Source organism: Janthinobacterium sp. KBS0711 (genome assembly GCF_000988085.1).
Taxonomy (GTDB): Bacteria; Pseudomonadota; Gammaproteobacteria; order Burkholderiales; family Burkholderiaceae_D; genus Janthinobacterium; species Janthinobacterium lividum_E.
The window spans coordinates 34353-50052 of sequence record NZ_LBCO01000004.1; the positions used below are offsets into that span (position 1 = coordinate 34353).

General features: G+C 64.9%; 15 protein-coding genes. 7 read left to right on the forward strand and 8 right to left on the reverse strand.

Features of this window, described 5'->3' with window-relative positions:
• Positions 1-33: 33 nt before the first annotated feature.
• Positions 34-1191 carry a PepSY-associated TM helix domain-containing protein gene (locus VM94_RS00725; RefSeq protein WP_046681758.1) on the reverse strand — a complete coding sequence of 386 codons (1158 nt, stop codon included), beginning with the start codon at positions 1189-1191 and terminating at the stop codon, positions 34-36.
• Between the two features lie 221 nt (positions 1192-1412).
• On the opposite strand from VM94_RS00725, the gene VM94_RS00730 reads away from it, so the two are divergent.
• The 4 genes from VM94_RS00730 (at position 1413) to VM94_RS00745 (ending at position 5430) form a co-directional block, all read left to right on the forward strand.
• A complete protein-coding gene (locus tag VM94_RS00730) occupies positions 1413-1958 on the forward strand; it encodes a YbhB/YbcL family Raf kinase inhibitor-like protein (RefSeq protein ID WP_046681759.1) in 546 nt (181 codons plus the stop codon).
• Positions 1948-2769 carry a helix-turn-helix transcriptional regulator gene (locus VM94_RS00735; protein WP_046681760.1) on the forward strand — a complete coding sequence of 274 codons (822 nt, stop codon included), beginning with the start codon at positions 1948-1950 and terminating at the stop codon, positions 2767-2769. Before VM94_RS00730 ends, VM94_RS00735 begins: the two co-directional genes overlap by 11 nt.
• Before the next feature lie 69 nt (positions 2770-2838).
• The gene (locus VM94_RS00740; RefSeq protein ID WP_046681761.1) at positions 2839-3183 is read left to right on the forward strand and encodes a hypothetical protein; all 345 of its coding nucleotides are present in this window, start codon (positions 2839-2841) and stop codon (positions 3181-3183) included.
• Positions 3184-3273: 90 nt separating this feature from the next.
• On the forward strand, positions 3274-5430 hold the full coding sequence (locus VM94_RS00745) for a TonB-dependent receptor (protein WP_046681762.1): 2157 nt from the start codon (positions 3274-3276) through the stop codon (positions 5428-5430).
• 66 nt (positions 5431-5496) lie between these two features.
• Here the strand turns inward: VM94_RS00745 and ung are convergent, their stop codons facing one another.
• From ung to pdxR, 4 genes are all read right to left on the reverse strand, one after another.
• A complete protein-coding gene (gene ung, locus VM94_RS00750; protein WP_046681763.1) occupies positions 5497-6159 on the reverse strand; it encodes a uracil-DNA glycosylase in 663 nt (220 codons plus the stop codon).
• A 142-nt stretch (positions 6160-6301) separates the two neighbouring features.
• A complete protein-coding gene (gene lipA / locus VM94_RS00755) occupies positions 6302-7309 on the reverse strand; it encodes a lipoyl synthase (protein ID WP_034752483.1) in 1008 nt (335 codons plus the stop codon).
• A gap of 38 nt (positions 7310-7347) precedes the next feature.
• Positions 7348-8052, reverse strand: coding sequence for a lipoyl(octanoyl) transferase LipB (gene lipB, locus VM94_RS00760; RefSeq protein ID WP_046681764.1), 705 nt, complete (start codon positions 8050-8052; stop codon positions 7348-7350).
• A 75-nt stretch (positions 8053-8127) separates the two neighbouring features.
• Positions 8128-9600, reverse strand: coding sequence for a MocR-like pyridoxine biosynthesis transcription factor PdxR (gene pdxR / locus VM94_RS00765; RefSeq protein WP_046681765.1), 1473 nt, complete (start codon positions 9598-9600; stop codon positions 8128-8130).
• Between the two features lie 124 nt (positions 9601-9724).
• Here pdxR and VM94_RS00770 point away from each other — a divergent pair, with 124 nt between their 5' ends.
• A complete protein-coding gene (locus tag VM94_RS00770; protein WP_046681766.1) occupies positions 9725-10924 on the forward strand; it encodes a multidrug effflux MFS transporter in 1200 nt (399 codons plus the stop codon).
• Here the strand turns inward: VM94_RS00770 and VM94_RS00775 are convergent.
• The 3 genes from VM94_RS00775 to VM94_RS00785 form a co-directional block, all read right to left on the reverse strand.
• The gene (locus VM94_RS00775) at positions 10917-11213 is read right to left on the reverse strand and encodes a DUF493 family protein (protein WP_034752493.1); all 297 of its coding nucleotides are present in this window, start codon (positions 11211-11213) and stop codon (positions 10917-10919) included. The genes VM94_RS00770 and VM94_RS00775 overlap by 8 nt on opposite strands.
• A 319-nt stretch (positions 11214-11532) precedes the next feature.
• Positions 11533-13281 carry a DUF6600 domain-containing protein gene (locus VM94_RS00780; RefSeq protein WP_052755447.1) on the reverse strand — a complete coding sequence of 583 codons (1749 nt, stop codon included), beginning with the start codon at positions 13279-13281 and terminating at the stop codon, positions 11533-11535.
• 104 nt (positions 13282-13385) lie between these two features.
• Entirely contained in the window at positions 13386-14027 is a 642-nt protein-coding gene (locus tag VM94_RS00785) for a LysE family transporter (RefSeq protein WP_046681767.1), read from the reverse strand.
• Positions 14028-14208: 181 nt separating this feature from the next.
• Here VM94_RS00785 and VM94_RS00790 point away from each other — a divergent pair, with 181 nt between their 5' ends.
• Positions 14209-15156: a DUF808 domain-containing protein gene (locus VM94_RS00790; RefSeq protein ID WP_046681768.1), complete on the forward strand. Its 948-nt coding sequence runs from the start codon at positions 14209-14211 to the stop codon at positions 15154-15156.
• 84 nt (positions 15157-15240) lie between these two features.
• Positions 15241-15672: an inner membrane protein YiaA gene (gene yiaA, locus VM94_RS00795; protein ID WP_046681769.1), complete on the forward strand. Its 432-nt coding sequence runs from the start codon at positions 15241-15243 to the stop codon at positions 15670-15672.
• Positions 15673-15700: the final 28 nt, after the last annotated feature.

Below are 15700 nucleotides of genomic sequence, written 5' to 3' on the forward strand. Positions count from 1 at the left end.
TAGCAACTTTTCCCGCATCGGTCTGCCGGCCGCTTATTTCCGGCCGCGCCGCCGTTTCCACCACACCAAGGTCCCCGTCAGCATGAACAGCAACGGCATCAGGCCGAACGCGGTAATAAAACTGCGCCCGGCCACGCCAAAGGCCTGGCCCGAATGCAGGGGGAATTGCCAGCCGAGGAAGACATCTCCGGCCGGCGCCCGCAAGGGATCGCGTATGCGCAGGGGCAAGCCGCTGCGCGCGTCGAGGGTGATGCGCGTGGCGCCGTCGCCCTCGGCGATTTCACCGGGCTGGCGTACGCGCACGTCATACGGCTGGTCCTTCTTGGCCGGCAGCACGATGCGCGACACGCGCGCCTGCGGATACAGCTGTTGCGCGGCGGCCATGGCCTGGCCCGCATCGAGCAGGTCGCCATCCTGTTGCAGATTTTTAAGTTTGGCCTTGTCCGGCGCCGTCGACACGAGCTCCACCAGCGGCACGACCAATTGCGGCAAATTGAAATAGATGCCGGAAAAGGCGAGCATGGCCAGCACGGGCGCGGCAAAAAAACCGGCCGCCTTGTGAAACGTGTAGTTGAAGCGGGGCCAGGAACCGCCATGCGACACCGTCAAAGCGCGCTTGATGGCCGTCCATTGCAGGCGCGGCCACCACAGATAGATGCCGCTCAAGGCCATCAGCAGCAGCATCACGCCCGAGATACCCGTAATGGTTTTACCCACTTCGCCGGACAATAAATAGCGGTGCAAATGAAACATGCCCGACATCAGCAGCGGACGCGTGAAGCCGAAACGCCCCCAGTCGCGCTCGCCTTTGACTTGCAGGGTGTAGGGGTCGACCATCACCTGGCGCACGATGGCCTGGCTGAAAGGGGAAGGCTTGTCCGGCTGGCGGTACGAGGCCACGTACACGTCACGCGCATCGGCGGGCGGATTGAGCTGGGCCGGCTTGCCGTAGGCGGGGTCGGCTGCGAGCCCATCGACCACCGCTTGCACCGTGCGCGGCGTCACCTGGAACACCTGGCCGGGCGCGGGCGTGCTCGCCTGCAACAGGGTCGGATTCAGGTACGCGTCAAGCTCCGGCATCCAGGCGATGGCGGAACCCGTCAAGCCCAGCAAAACGAACAGGGCGCCGAACCACAGGCCCGCATACAGGTGCAGCTTGGTGAACAACCACTTGATCGGGCGTTTGGACATGGGGAGGCGACTCGGGGAAATTTGGGCTGCAGAACGATAGCATGAAAGCTCGGCAGTGAAAATCATGCGCAGGAAGGAAGCGGCAAACGCAACAACACGCTCATGGGAACATTGAAATCAGGTGGAAACGAGCGTTTCAGCACCATCATCGAGCGCATCGGCATCGCGGGTAACTGTTGCAGGACATACACTTTCCCCTATACTTCATCGAAAGGAAAACCATGACCACCTCCCGTTTGCTCGCCGTCACGCTGGGTCTCGCGTTGCACCTGGGCGCCCACGCCGCCGACTTTACCGTCACCAGCACCGACATCTCCCCTGGCCAGACCCTGGCGCGGGCGCAAATATTCCAGGGCTTCGGCTGCACGGGCGGCAACCTGTCGCCGCAATTGTCATGGCGCGGCGCGCCGGCCGGCACCAAAAGCTACGCCGTCACCCTGTACGACCCGGACGCGCCCACGGGCAGCGGCTGGTGGCACTGGAGCGTGTTTAATGTGCCCGCCAGCACCACTTCCTTGCCAGGCGGCGCCACGGCCAGCACTCTGCCGGCGGGCGCCACACAAGGACGCAACGATTACGGCGACAGCGCCTACGGCGGTGCCTGCCCGCCACCGGGCGACAAGGCGCACCGTTACCAGATCACCGTGTGGGCATTGAGCGTGGGCAAGCTGCCGCTGGACCAGCACGCCAGCGGCGCCATGCTCGGCTACATGCTCAACGCCAACGCGCTGGGCAAGGCGCAGCTGACGGGACTGTATGGCCGATGAGATCGACGCGGTGGCCCTGAGCGAACTGCGCATCGCCCACGGCACCATCGAGGCGCGCCGCGCGCAAACCCTGCGCCGCGTGCCCGTCTTCCAGAGTGCCCTGTGCCGCGTGCGGCAGGGTACGAAGCTGCTGGAATGGGGCATTCGCCAAGCGCGCGCCGGCACGCACGATGTGGTGCTGATGCCGGCGGGACAGGAACTGGGCGTGGCCAACCTGCCCGGCGCGCAAGGCTACCGGGCCGAAGTGCTGAGTTTTTCACCGGCCCTGATCGCCCGTTTCCGCGCGCGCCATGGCGGCCTCGTCGATGCCCAGCTGCGCCAGGCGGCCACGGCCAGCCTGTGCGTGCCGCTCGATACCCACGCGGCGCAGGCCTGGGACCAGTTGATGGCCAGCCTGGCGAGTAGCGCACCGCCCGCGTTGCTGGCGCACCAGGCGGAAGGCTTGCTGCTGGCCCTGGCCTTGGGTGGCCATTGCGGCCCGCTGTTGCTGGACCGCCGCGATCCATTGGCCGCGCGCGTGCAGCAAGTGCTGCTGCTGGACCCGGGCGCCGACTGGAGCGTGGCCAAAGTTGCCAGCCATCTGCACCTGGGCGCGTCCACCCTGCGCCGCCAGCTGGCACTGGAACAGCGCCACTTCCGCGCCATTCTGGAAGACGTACGGCTGGGACTGGCCTTGCAGGAATTGCAATCTGGCATCTTACCCATCAGCGATATCGCGGCCGCCTGCGGCTACGCCTCGCCCTCGCGCTTCGCAGCCCGTTTCCGCCAGCACTACGGCCTGTCTCCACGCGAACTGCGCGCCACGCTGTAAGGTCCTCTTAGCGCAAATGAATTGCAACAAGCGCTGACAGCGGGGCGATTTTCTTGCTACTATGCGCCCATGTCTTCCCGCCAGCCCACCCGCAAGCTTGCTCATCACGGTGCCGCCGCCCTCGCGCGCACGCCGTGGCGGCTGTGCGTGGCGCTGTTCAGTGCGCTGGCCCTCGTGTTCCTGCTGTCGACGGCCGCCTCGCACCTGCACAAGACCACCCTCGACGCGGAAGAATGCGCGCTGTGCGCCACGGCCATCGACAAGGTGGCCGACATCGCCGTGCCGCCGGCCATCACCGAGCCGCCCGCCCAGTTACTGCCGTACCGTCTGCTGGCCATTGCGCCCGCCACCCTGGCGCCCGCCGCCACCCTCATCCTGCCGCCCGTGCGCGGCCCGCCTGCCGCCTCACTGTAGTTCCCACGCTGTTTTTCCTTTTTCAGGCTGCCCCTTGTCGCGCGATCATGCGCGCCGGGCCGCCTGGCGTTGACTATTTTGAGGTTCATCATGCAACACACACCACGCCTGAGCGCGCTGTCGCTCGCCCTTGCCAGCCTGTTTACCGTTTCCGCCCATGCCGCCGAGCCTGCCGAGGCCAATACCGATGCTGCCCCACAAGACATGCAAAAGGTCGAAGTCACGTCCGCCCACCTGAAAAGCGCGCGCATCGAGCTGTCGCCGAAAGTCGGCACCACCATCTACAGCATCGACAGCCACATGGTCGACATGCTGGGCCAGGGCGACAACACGCCATTCAATGAAGTGCTGCTACGCCTGCCGGGCGTGTCGCAGGACTCGAAAGGTTCCGGCGCCCTGCACGTGCGTGACGACCATGCCAACGTGCAATACCGCATCAATGGCGTGCAACTGCCGGAAAGCATCACCGGCTTCGGCCAGTCGATCGACACGCGCTTGATCGACAAGACGGATTTCATGACGGGCGCCTTGCCGGCCCAGTTCGGCCTGCGCACGGCGGGCATTGTCGATATTGAAACGAAGGAGGGCGGCATGACGCCTGGCGGGCGCATCGGCATTATGGTCGGCAGCCACGACCACGTGGAGCCGAGTGCCGAATTTTTCGGCAGCGTCGGCAAGTTCAATTACTACCTGTCCGGCAGCTACCTCGGTAATTCCCTGGGCGTGGAAAACCCGCAAGACACGCGCAGCGCCCTGCACGACAAGACGCGCCAGAACAAATCGTTCGGCAGCCTGTCGTATTTCCTCGATGACAACACGCGCCTGGGCGCCATGTTCGGCACGTATAACGGCCGCTTCCAGATCCCGAACAACCCGAACCAGGCGCCCGCCTTCTCGCTCGATGGCCGCAGCGATGCGCAGGCGGGCACGGCCACGTTGCCGTCGTCGCAGCTCAATGAAAACCAGCGCGAAGTGAACCGCTTCCTCGTGCTGTCGCTGCAAAAAAGCCTGGGCGACGTCAATTACCAGGTGTCGGCCTTCCACCAGTATTCGGAACTGCACTTCACGCCCGATTCCATTGGCGACCTGATCTACAACGGCGTGGCCTCGGACTCGCGCCGCGCAAACAGCGCCTCCGGTGTCCAGTTCGACATCAGCTACAAATGGCACCAGGACCACACCGTGCGCGCGGGCCTGGCCTACATGCGCCAGAAGACGACGAGCGACAACACGGTGGCCGTCTTCCCCGCCATGGACGGCGCGCAAACGTCCACCACGCCCATCACGGTGCTGGACAACAGCGGCAAGACGGGTACCCTGGCCAGTTTTTACCTGCAGGATGAATGGCACATCAGCAAGCCGCTGACCCTGAACTATGGCGCCCGTTTCGACAAGGTGTCGGCCTACACGAGCGAGCAGCAATGGAGCCCGCGCGTCAACCTGGCGTACCAGATCGCGCCGGGCACGGCCCTGCACGCCGGCTATTCGCGCTACTTCACGCCGCCGCCGCAGGAATTGGCGGCGCAGGGCAGCATCGACCTGTATGCGAACACGACGAATGCGCCGGAAATCGGCCAGTCGGACAACGTCAAGGCCGAGCGCACGCATTACTACGACGTGGGCATCAGCCACCAGGTCAATTCGAAACTGACCGTGACAGCCGATGTGTACTATAAAAAGATCAGCAACCTGCTCGACGAAGGCCAGTTCGGCCAGGCATTGATTTTGACGCCGTTCAACTATGCGGACGGCTACGCCAAGGGCCTGGAGTTATCGGCCATCTACAGCGAGAAAAACTGGGGCCTGTTCCTCAACGCCAGCACGCAAAAGGCGCAGGGCCGCAACATCAATTCGGGCCAGGCCTTGTTTGGCGCCGATGAGTTGAACTACATCAGCAAGCACTATGTCTACCTCGATCATGACCAGAAATACACCTTGTCGGGCGGCGGTCATTATCACTTTGGCGATTCGCAAGTGAGTGCTGACTTCCTCTACGGTAGCGGCCTGCGCATGACGCCGGACGGCGGCGCCCCGAATTCCGGCCATTTGCCGAGCTACTTCACCGTCAACACGGCCCTCACGCACACGTGGAAAAACACGCCGGTGGGCAAGGTGGAAGGACGCCTGGCCCTGATCAATCTGTTCGACAAATCGTATCTGCTGCGCGACGGTTCCGGCGTGGGCGTGGGAGCGCCGCAGTACGGCGCCCGCCGCAGCATCTATGCCGGCCTGTCGACCAGTTTTTAACCGTTACGCGCGAAGACAGCGGCAGGGAGCAACGCCTGCCGCTGTCGGTTGCCGTCAACTAAGGAGTTATCCCCAGGTGATGGGCGCCTGGCCGTGCGCCTGCAAATACGCATTCGCCTGGCTGAACGGCTTGCTGCCAAAGAAACCTTTGCTGGCCGACAAGGGAGACGGGTGCGGCGCCGCCAGCACCAGGTGCTTGCCGGGGTCGATCAGGGTACGCTTGGCTTGCGCATAGCCGCCCCACAGGATGAACACGAGATTGTCCCGTTCGGCGGACAGGTGGCGGATGGCGCTGTCCGTCAGTTTTTCCCACCCCTTGCCCGCGTGCGAGCCGGCCGCCCCCGCGCGCACCGTCAGCACGCTGTTGAGCAAGAACACGCCTTGCTCGGCCCAGTCGGACAAATCCGTGCGCGTGCGCGCCACGCCCATGTCGCTGTGCAATTCCTTGAAGATATTCTGCAGGCTAGGCTGCGGCGGCGTGCCTTCGGGAATCGAAAAACACAGGCCCATGGCCGCGCCAGGCGTGTGATACGGGTCTTGCCCCAGGATCACCACCTTGACTTGCTCGAACGGCGTCAGGTCGAACGCCCGGAAAATGGTTTTACCCGGCGGAAAACACGGCCCGGCCGCGTATTCTTCCTTCACGAAGGCGGCCAGGCGTTCCCAGTAGGGCTGGGCAAACTCACCCTCCAGCCGCCCCTTCCACGATGCGTCGATGCGTACGTCCATGCGTCACCTCATAGCTTATCCGTCAACCATGCTTTTTCAGCATGCCAGTATAGACGCTCAGCCGCATGAAGTGGGCACGATACGATCAGGCAAAAAAAACCGCCCGGCTTTGCAGCGGGCGGCTTGATGCGGCACAAGTGGCTTAGAAATTCAGCGCCGATTCCACGCCGGCGCTGTGCGCCTGTTCATCCGCGTGGTACGAGCTGCGCACCATGGCGCCGACGGCGGCGTGGGTGAAGCCCATCTTGTACGCTTCTTCTTCAAACATTTTGAAGACGTCCGGGTGCACATAGCGGCGCACGGGCAAGTGGCTGTTCGATGGCGCCAGGTATTGGCCGATGGTCAGCATGTCGATGTCGTGCTCGCGCATGTCGCGCATGACTTGCAGGATTTCCTCGTCCGTCTCGCCCAGGCCCACCATGATGCCGGACTTGGTTTTCACGTCCGGATACATGGCCTTGAAATCTTTCAGCAATTTCAGCGAGTGCATGTAGTCGGAACCGGGACGCGCTTCCTTGTACAGGCGCGGGGCCGTTTCCAGGTTGTGGTTCATCACGTCAGGCAAGCCATCCTTGAACAACAACAACGCTTTTTCCAGGCGGCCGCGGAAGTCCGGTACCAGCACTTCGATGCGGGTGTTCGGCGACAGGGCGCGCGTTTGCTGGATGCACTCGACGAAATGGCCGGCGCCGCCGTCGCGCAAGTCATCGCGGTCGACGGAGGTGATGACGACGTAGTTCAGGCGCAGCTTGGCGATGGTTTTCGACAGGTTGGCCGGCTCTTCCTTGTCCAGCGGATCAGGACGGCCATGGCCGACGTCGCAGAACGGGCAGCGGCGCGTGCACTTGTCGCCCATGATCATGAAGGTGGCCGTGCCCTTGCCGAAGCATTCGCCGATGTTCGGGCAGCTGGCTTCCTCGCACACAGTGACGAGTTTATTTTCGCGCAGGATGTCCTTGATCTCATAGAAACGGGTCGAGGCCGACGCGGCCTTGACGCGGATCCAGTCCGGCTTTTTCAGGCGCTCGACTTGCTCGATCGGAATGATCTTGATCGGGATGCGCGAAGTCTTGCTGGCGCCTTTTTGCTTTTCGCTCGGGTTGTAGGCGGGAGCGGCGGGGGCGGTGCTGGAAATGGTCTCAGAAGTCATGGCTGCAAGCCCTTGACGGGCAGTGTTGGTTTGTTTGCTCAGGCATCCGCTGCCTGAGGCGCGCCTGCGGCGCTGTTTGCTTCGCTTACATCGAGTAATACGGTCAATTCATGGGCCAGGGCCCGCTGCACTTCGGCCAGCGGCGCCACGACGCCCATGCTGCGCATGTCCACCGTCTTCAGTCCGGAATAGCCGCAAGGGTTAATCCAGGAAAACGGCGCCAGGTCCATCGCCACGTTGAGCGATACGCCATGGTAGGTGCAGCCGTTGCCGCGCACTTTCAAGCCCAGCGCGGCGATCTTCGCACCCTTGCTTGGTCCGCCGGCAATATAGATGCCAGGCGCGCCATCGATGCGCTCGCCTGCGAGATTATACGCCGCCAGCACGTTGATGATGGCTTGCTCGATTTTATGCACGAACTGGCGCGCATACAGCTTGCCGCCCGGCTTGTTGCGGCGCAAGTCCATCAGCAGGTAAATTACCACCTGGCCAGGACCGTGGAACGTCACTTCGCCGCCCCGGTCCGTCTGCACCACGGGGATCGCATCTGCGCCGGCCAGCAGATGGCCGCGGTCGGCCGCCAGGCCCAACGTAAATACGGGCGGATGCTCGACGATCCACAGTTCGTCGCGCGTCTCCGTCGTGCGCGCGTCGGTAAAAGCGCGCATGGCGGCAAAGGTGGGCTCGTAATCGACGCGGCCCAGCTCGCGGATCAGGGCCGTTTCGGTGCGGGTGGTGGTCATGACAGGTTCTGTAATCAACTGCCGGCGCCCTGCGGACGCTGCGGCGAAGCCGTGATTATAAGCCAGGCCGCCGTTTCATTCAGCCGTGGGCGCCGGCAACAACAGCAATCTGCCCAATTTTTGTGCAGCATGGCGCACCTGAGCCAGGCTCAAGGCCGTGTAACCGAGCAGCACGGCCGGCGCCAATTTTGCACTGTGGCAAAAATCACCGAGCGGCTGCAGCGCCAGCCCGTCCTGCGCCGCGCGCGCGCAAAACGCCCGTTCGTCGCTGTCCGGCGGCAGCCACAGCACGCAATGGAAACCCGCCTGCTGGCCAGAAATCGTGTAGCGCCCGGACGCGGTCTGCTCGAGACAGGCCAGCAGCAGGTCGCGCCGCTCCTTGTAGGCCAGCCGCGCCTGGCGCAGATGGCGCACGAAGGCGCCTTCCTCCATCCAGGCGGCCAGCGCCAGCTGTTCCGTCACGCCCACGGAGCGGCCCGTCAACTGCACGATGCGCAGCAGCTGCGGACGCAAGGCGGGCGGCAGCACCATGAAGCCCACGCGCAGGCCGGCAAACAGGGTTTTATTAAAACTGCCACAGTAAATCACGCGCTGGTACTGGTCCAGCGCCTTCAGGGCCGCCAGCGGCGCGCTGTGGTAATTGAATTCGCTGTCGTAATCGTCTTCCACCACCCAGGCGCCGTGGTCGTTCGCCCATTCCAGCAAGGCCAGGCGGCGCGTGACGGACATGGTCACGCCCAGCGGCGACTGGTGCGCCGGCGTCACGTACGCGAGGCAGGCATCCGCGTGCGCGGCCAGGGCGGCGCAATCGATGCCTTCGGCGTCGACGGCAATGTCCACCGGCACGGCGCCCGCCAGGGCGAACAGGGCGCGCGCGGCAGGATAGCCCGGTTCTTCCAGGCAGACTTTATCGCCATCGCGCACGATGCCGCGCGCCAGCAAGTCGATCGCGTGGCGGATGCCGGTCGTGACGACGATATCCTGCGGGTCGCAGCGGATGCCGCGGTACTTGGCGAGGAAATCGGCGATCTGCTGGCGCAGCTGGGGCAAGCCGGCCGGGTCGGCGCTGCACAGCTGCTCCGGCGTGGCGGCGGCCAGCGCCCGCGTGGCGCACTTGGACCAGGCGGCCATGGGAAACAGGCTGGCGTCAGCGCGCCGCGCAACAAACGGCAAGCCGTCGCGCACGCCCGTGTCCGAAGCGGGAGCGGGCGCGGCGGCCGGTACGGCCAGGGTGGTATCGCCGAAGCCTGCCATCAAGAAACGTTCCGGCACGACGGCGCACACGCGCGTGCCGGAGCCGGGTACGCGCGTCACGTACGCTTCCGCGTGCAGGCGGTCGAACACGGTTTCGATGGTGCCGCGCGACAACTCCCACCGTTCGGCCAGGGTGCGGCTGGACGGCAAACGGCTGCCTGCGGGCAGCATCTTCGTCAGGATGGCCGAGCGCAGCGCTTCATACGCGCCATCCTGCTTGTTGACGCCCTCCTTGTCGAGCCAGCTGGTTGGGCGAGGCAAGTCCAGGGCGTGCGGTGATTTTCCTCGCGGCATGATAATCGTCCAAGTGGTCCAATAAGTTTTCTGATGAGTGGCACTTCGCATTACACCACAACCATCCTACTCTCACCGTTCCGGTGCGCCAGCGGGGCGCACGCTTGTATGGATCGTATAAACAATGCAGAAACAAATCGCTTTATGGGCCTGGGGCGGCATCGTGCTGCTGCTGGTCTGCCTGTCGCGCATCAGCATCGACATCTATTTGCCTTCGCTGCCGGCCATGGCCGATGCCCTGCATGCCAGCGATGCGCAGTTGCAATTGACCTTGAGCCTGTTCATGGCCGGTTCGGCCGCCTCGATGCTCGCTTGCGGGCCGCTGGCCGACCGCTACGGACGCCGTCCCGTGCTGCTGGCCGGCACGGGCATTTTTGTGCTCGCCAGCATTGTCTGCACCGTCACCACCGACGTGCACGTGCTGATCGCCGCGCGCGTGCTGCAGGCGTTCGGCGGCTGCAGCGGCACCATCATCGGCCGGGTCATGGTGCGCGACCGTTTCGATCCCGCCACGCAGGCACGCATGCTGGGGAAAATCTCGATGGTGATGGGCTTGTCGCCTATCGTGGCGCCGCTGGCCGGCAGCGTGCTCGACGCGGCATTCGGCTGGCGCGCCGTGTTTGGCGTGCTGTGCCTGCTGGGAGCGCTGTCGCTGGGGCTGATCGCCGCCTATGTGTCGGAAACCAGGCCGGCCGGCGTCGCGCCACAAGGAAATACCCTGGCGCTGTACCGCCGCCTGCTGGGCGATGCGTATTTCCTGCGCTATGCGCTGGCCATCGGCTGCGTGTATTGCACGTATTTTCCGTTCATTGCGGAATCGTCCGTGCTGTTGCAAAGGGGCATGCATTTGTCGCCGCACTCTTATGCGCTGGTGTTCGCGCTGACGGTCAGCGGCTATATCGCGGGCTCGAGCCTGTTTCGCGCGCTGGGACCGCGCCTGGGCGCCGATTACATGCTGGGCGTGGCGGTACTGATCAATGTGGCGGGCGCGGCCAGCCTGTTGCTGGCGGGTACGTTGGCGCCGCAGCACATGGCCTCGCTGGTGGCGCCCATGCTGCTGGTGATGGTGTCGGTGGGCATGGCCATTCCCGCCTGCCAGCTGGCCGTGCTGCAGCCGTATGGCGCCCAAGCGGGCAGCGCCTCGGGCCTGTTCTTCTTCGTGCAGATGCTCATCACGGCCGTGTGCGGCGCCGTCATCGCCGCCATCACGGACGGCAGCGAAAAGCCGCTGCTGTGGGTGACGGCGGCCGCCAGCGCGGCCTTTGCCGCCGTCTGGCTGCTCACGAGGAAGCGGGCCAGCACGACGGCGGCATGTCTTACATGACGATCTTCACCATCGGGTGGCCCGACAGCGCCGTGTACAGGGCGTCGAGCTGCTCGCGGCTGATGGCGCGCACGGTGACGGTCAAGCCCGTGTAATTGCCCTTGCCCGATGGGCGCTCTTCCATGCGGCCCGCGTGGAAGGTCGGATCGTGGCTGATGACCAGCTCGAGCATGGTCGGCGCGAAGTCGACATGCGTCGGGCCCATGATCTTGATGGGAAAGTCGCTCGGGTATTCGATCAGCGATTCGCTGGGGGGAATCGTCACTTCGGTCGGTGGGGTCGTTTGCATGGGAAATCCAATCAGTGCCGGTCAGAACAGGCAGCGCTTATCGCGCGGCGGCTGCATAAAAGCGTATTGTAGCCAACTTTGAGGGCGACTGCGCCGGCCGCCATGGCGCAGACGGCAAGGCAAAAAAAAAGCCAGCTGGGTAAGCTGGCGGAAAACTATTTCGTTTGGACAAAATAGCCGGAAAAGCGATGCTGTCACTTGGAGGATAAGCAGTGGTCGTACTGTAGACAAACGACGGCAGCTTTGCCTCCGGTATGTGACGAACTGCGCATTTTGCGGCTTGAATGTCGATACGGCGCGACAGACGGGAGCGCCGCCGTCAGCGCTCCGCTTCCGGCTGCAGCCGGCTGTTGCGACCGGGATTGCCGCGCTCATGGTTACGCTCATGCGGCGCATTGGGGCGCTCGGCACCGCGCGCTTCCTGGGGCGGACGGGCGGCCGGCGCGGGCATCGGCGGCGGCGCGGGCCGCGGCTGGGCCACAGGCGGCGGGGCAGGCAAGACCGGCGGCGCCGTCTGCAGCACTTCTTCGCGGCGGGGGCCACGTTCGGCGCGGTGCCAGTCGGCGCGGGGCCGCTCCTCGCCACGCCACCCGGGGCGGGCCACATGATCTTGCACGGACGGCAAGGCCGGCATGGCCGGCATCAGGGGCTGTTGCGGCACCGGCGGCTGTTGCGGCTGCTGAGGCTGGGCTGGCACGGGCGGCCGGTTCGGCTGCATGGGACGCGGCGCCATGTGCGTCTGCCCATCGTCCGTCTGCAAGCGGCCGGGACGATTGACCCAGTCGCGCCGGGGCTCCCTTGCCTCGATGGGACGTTGCCAATTGCCAGCCGGCGCAGGCGCCGTGCTCAACGGCAAGCTTTGCATGACAGGCGGCGGCATGGTGGTGCGGTTGCGGCGCGGCACGTCAACCGTCCGCGAGCCGCCAAAACGCTCGCCGGGCAGCATCGTCATGCCTTCGCGCCGTTCGCGCTCACCCGCCACGGGGCGGCGCCCTTCGGCCACCCGATTGATGCGGCGTTCATACTCGGCGCTGGCGCGGTAGCCGGGCACGTAGCGCTCGTGCGGCGACAAAGGAAACCAGCCGACGCCGGGGCGCTGGCCATGCTGTGGTCCGTTATGTGGTCCATGATTACCGCCGACCCAGCCCACCAGGGCCGGCGCCCAGGGCACGCGGCCGCGCTCGCGTCCCGGCGCCCAGCCCCAGCGGTGGCCCAGCAGCACCCAGCGGCCGTAATGCGAGGGCGCGTAGCCCCACGGCGCATTGTCGACCCAGGTCCAGCCCCATGGCGCGATCCACGTCCAGCGCCCGTCGCTATACGGTGCCCAGCCAGCTGGCACGCTGCTCGGCAGCCACAGGGGTCCGTATTGCGCGTCGTCCTGCCAGGCGCCGTAGCGGTCCAGTTCTTCATAACCTGTCGTATCGTCCGTGACATAGCGCAAGGCCGGCGCGGCGGCGGGCAAGGCTTCGGGCCAGTTGTCGAACGCCACGCGCTGCACGGTGCCCGTGCGCAATTCCTCGTCCGTCAGCTCGGCGCGCTTGCCGGCACGCAAGGTCACGCTGCCCGTCGCGCCATCCACGTCGGCCGCGCCTTCGAGCACGCTGACGACGCTGGTGCCGGGCTGGCGCCCCGCCTCGATGCGCACCCAGCCCGGCTGGGTCAGGATCACGCGGGCCTGGGCCGTGGTCAGCTCGAAGCCGCGCAACGCATCGGGATTGCGCACGCGCACGCTGACCGTGCCATAGCCGAGGTGCAATTTGAAACTGTCGTCATCGAGCTCGCTCACTTCCAGCTCGGAATCGCCATCGAGCCGCACGGCGGCCGCGCCCACGCGAAATTCCGCCAGCGCGCCGCGCATGGTGCTCAAACGGTTATCCGTCGTGACGGGCCAGTTCAAGAGGGCGTTTTGCGCATCGCCATCGCCGGCGCGCACCAACACCTGCCCTTCGACGGTGGAAATACGCCCCACGCGGGCGGGCGGATCCTCGGCCAAGGCCAGGGAGCATGCCGACGACAGCAGCACGGCGCACACGGTGTTGAGCAGAGGGAAAGACAGGATAGGACGCATGGCAGCGCTCCAGGCAGGACTTACAAGGACAACATGCTGTCGATTACATCCGCATCGTGCCGGCATCGCAAGCGGGCTTACAAATGTTTGCATATTCATCTCGCTCAGGATGCCGCCTGGCCACCGCGCTTGACGAAGAACAGGGCGGCGCCGACGGCCATCAGCAAGCCGCCAAAGAAGCGGTTCTGCTTTTTCACGGCGCGCGCGTCGCGGAAAAAGCGCTGCATCGACGAGGCGAGGAAAGCGTAGCTGTGCATGACGATCTGATCGATCGTGCACATGGTGACGGCCAGGATCAGCAATTGCGGCAGCAGCGGCGCCGTGGGGCTGATAAATTGCGGCAATACCGCCACCATGAAAATGATGCCCTTCGGATTCGTCACGTTGGTCAGAAAGCCCGTCAGCACGCGCCGGCCCATGGAAGGCACCACGGCGTCCGCATGCAGGTCGCCCGTGACGGCCACCTTGGCGCGCCATTGCGACAGGCCCAGATAGATCAGGTACAAGGCGCCCACCGTCTTGACGATATTGAACGCCACTTCCGAGGCCAGCAGCAGGGAACCGACGCCGGCGCCGGCGATGCCCAGCACCACCAGCAGCCCCAGCTGCAGGCCCAGAATCGTGGCGCTGGCCTTTCTGACCCCGTACGACAGGCCGTGCGACATCGACAGCACGGCGCCCGATCCGGGCGAGACGGCGATGATGGAAGCGGCGATGACAAAGGTGATCCAGGTGGCGAAATGCATGCGGTGTCCAAAAAATGGTGACGATGAGCAATTTTAACCCGGTCGGTGCGGCCCTGCCGGCCCGCCCTGAGGTAAGATCGCAGTCACACACTTCCTTGCCGTACAACCAAGAATAACATCATGAAAAACAACACTTTCCTCGCTCCACAATTTCCTGCCGCTACCGTGGGAGCGCGCTGAGATGGCCGGCTCCAGCCTGTTGGCCCTGCTCGACGACATCGCCAGCATCCTCGATGACGTTTCCCTGATGACCAAGGTGGCCGCCAAGAAGACGGCCGGCGTGCTCGGCGACGACCTGGCCCTGAACGCGCAGCAGGTGGCCGGCGTGCGCGCCGAGCGCGAACTGCCCGTCGTCTGGGCCGTCGCCGTCGGTTCGCTGAAGAACAAGGCCATCCTCGTGCCCGCCGCGCTGGCCATCAGCGCGTTTGCGCCGTGGGCCATCACGCCGCTGCTGATGGTGGGCGGCGCCTACCTGTGCTTCGAGGGTTTCGAAAAGATCGCGCATAAATACCTGCATCCGGACGACAGCCACAAGGCCGAGCTGGCGCAGGCGCTGCGCGACCCGCAGGTCGACCTCGTCGCCCTGGAAAAGGACAAGATCAAGGGCGCCATCCGCACCGACTTCATTTTGTCGGCGGAAATCATCGTCATCGCGCTGGGCACCGTGGCCGCAGCCACCTTTGCCGAGCAGGTGGCCGTCGTCGTCGGCATCGCCATCATCATGACGGTGGGCGTGTACGGCCTGGTGGCCGGCATCGTCAAGCTCGATGACGCGGGCTTTTATTTGTCCGCGCGCAAGGGTGCGGGCGCGCTGATGGACGGCGTGCGCGGCTTTGGCCGCATGCTCGTGTCGGCGGCGCCGAAACTGATGAAATTCCTGTCCGTCGTGGGCACCCTGGCCATGTTCATGGTCGGCGGCGGCATCCTGACGCACGGCTGGCCGTGGGCCAGCGCCATGCTGCACCATGCGGAAGAAGCGGTGGGCAGCGTGGCCGGCATCGGCCCCGTGCTGGCCGCCGTCACGCCCAGCCTGATCAATGCGGTGGCCGGCCTGATCGCCGGCGGCCTGGTGCTGGCCGGCGTCACCGCCGTGTCGGCTTTGTTGCGCATGATCAAGCCAGGCAAATAAACTTTCTGGTCTGATGAGGCGGCAGGCGCATCCGTGCCTGCCGCCCCGGCCATGCCGGCGGCGCCCGCTGCCCATGGAGACCCTATGCAGATTTCCCCCGCCCCACGCCCCAGCAGCGCCTTTATCGGCGCTTCCTGGGCGGCATTGCTGATCGGCATCGTCACTTATCTGTCCGGCCTGTGGAACGCCGGCATGGCCCTCAACGAGAAGGGCTATTATTTTACGATCCTCATGTACGGCCTGTTCGCCGCCATCTCGCTGCAAAAATCCGTGCGCGACCGCGCGGAAGGCATCGCCGTGACGGGGATTTATTTTGGCCTGTGCTGGATTTCCGTGCTGCTGGCCTTGCTGCTGCTGACGGTGGGCCTGTGGAACGCCACTCTGCAGAACAGCGAAAAGGGGTTTTATGCCATGGCGTTCTTACTCAGCCTGTTCGCCGCCGTGGCCGTGCAAAAGAATGTGCGCGACGTGGCCCGCGCCACGCCGCTCGCACCGCTGGACGTGCCGGGAACTTAAACGCCACCGCCCCGTCTATCTCCGTATC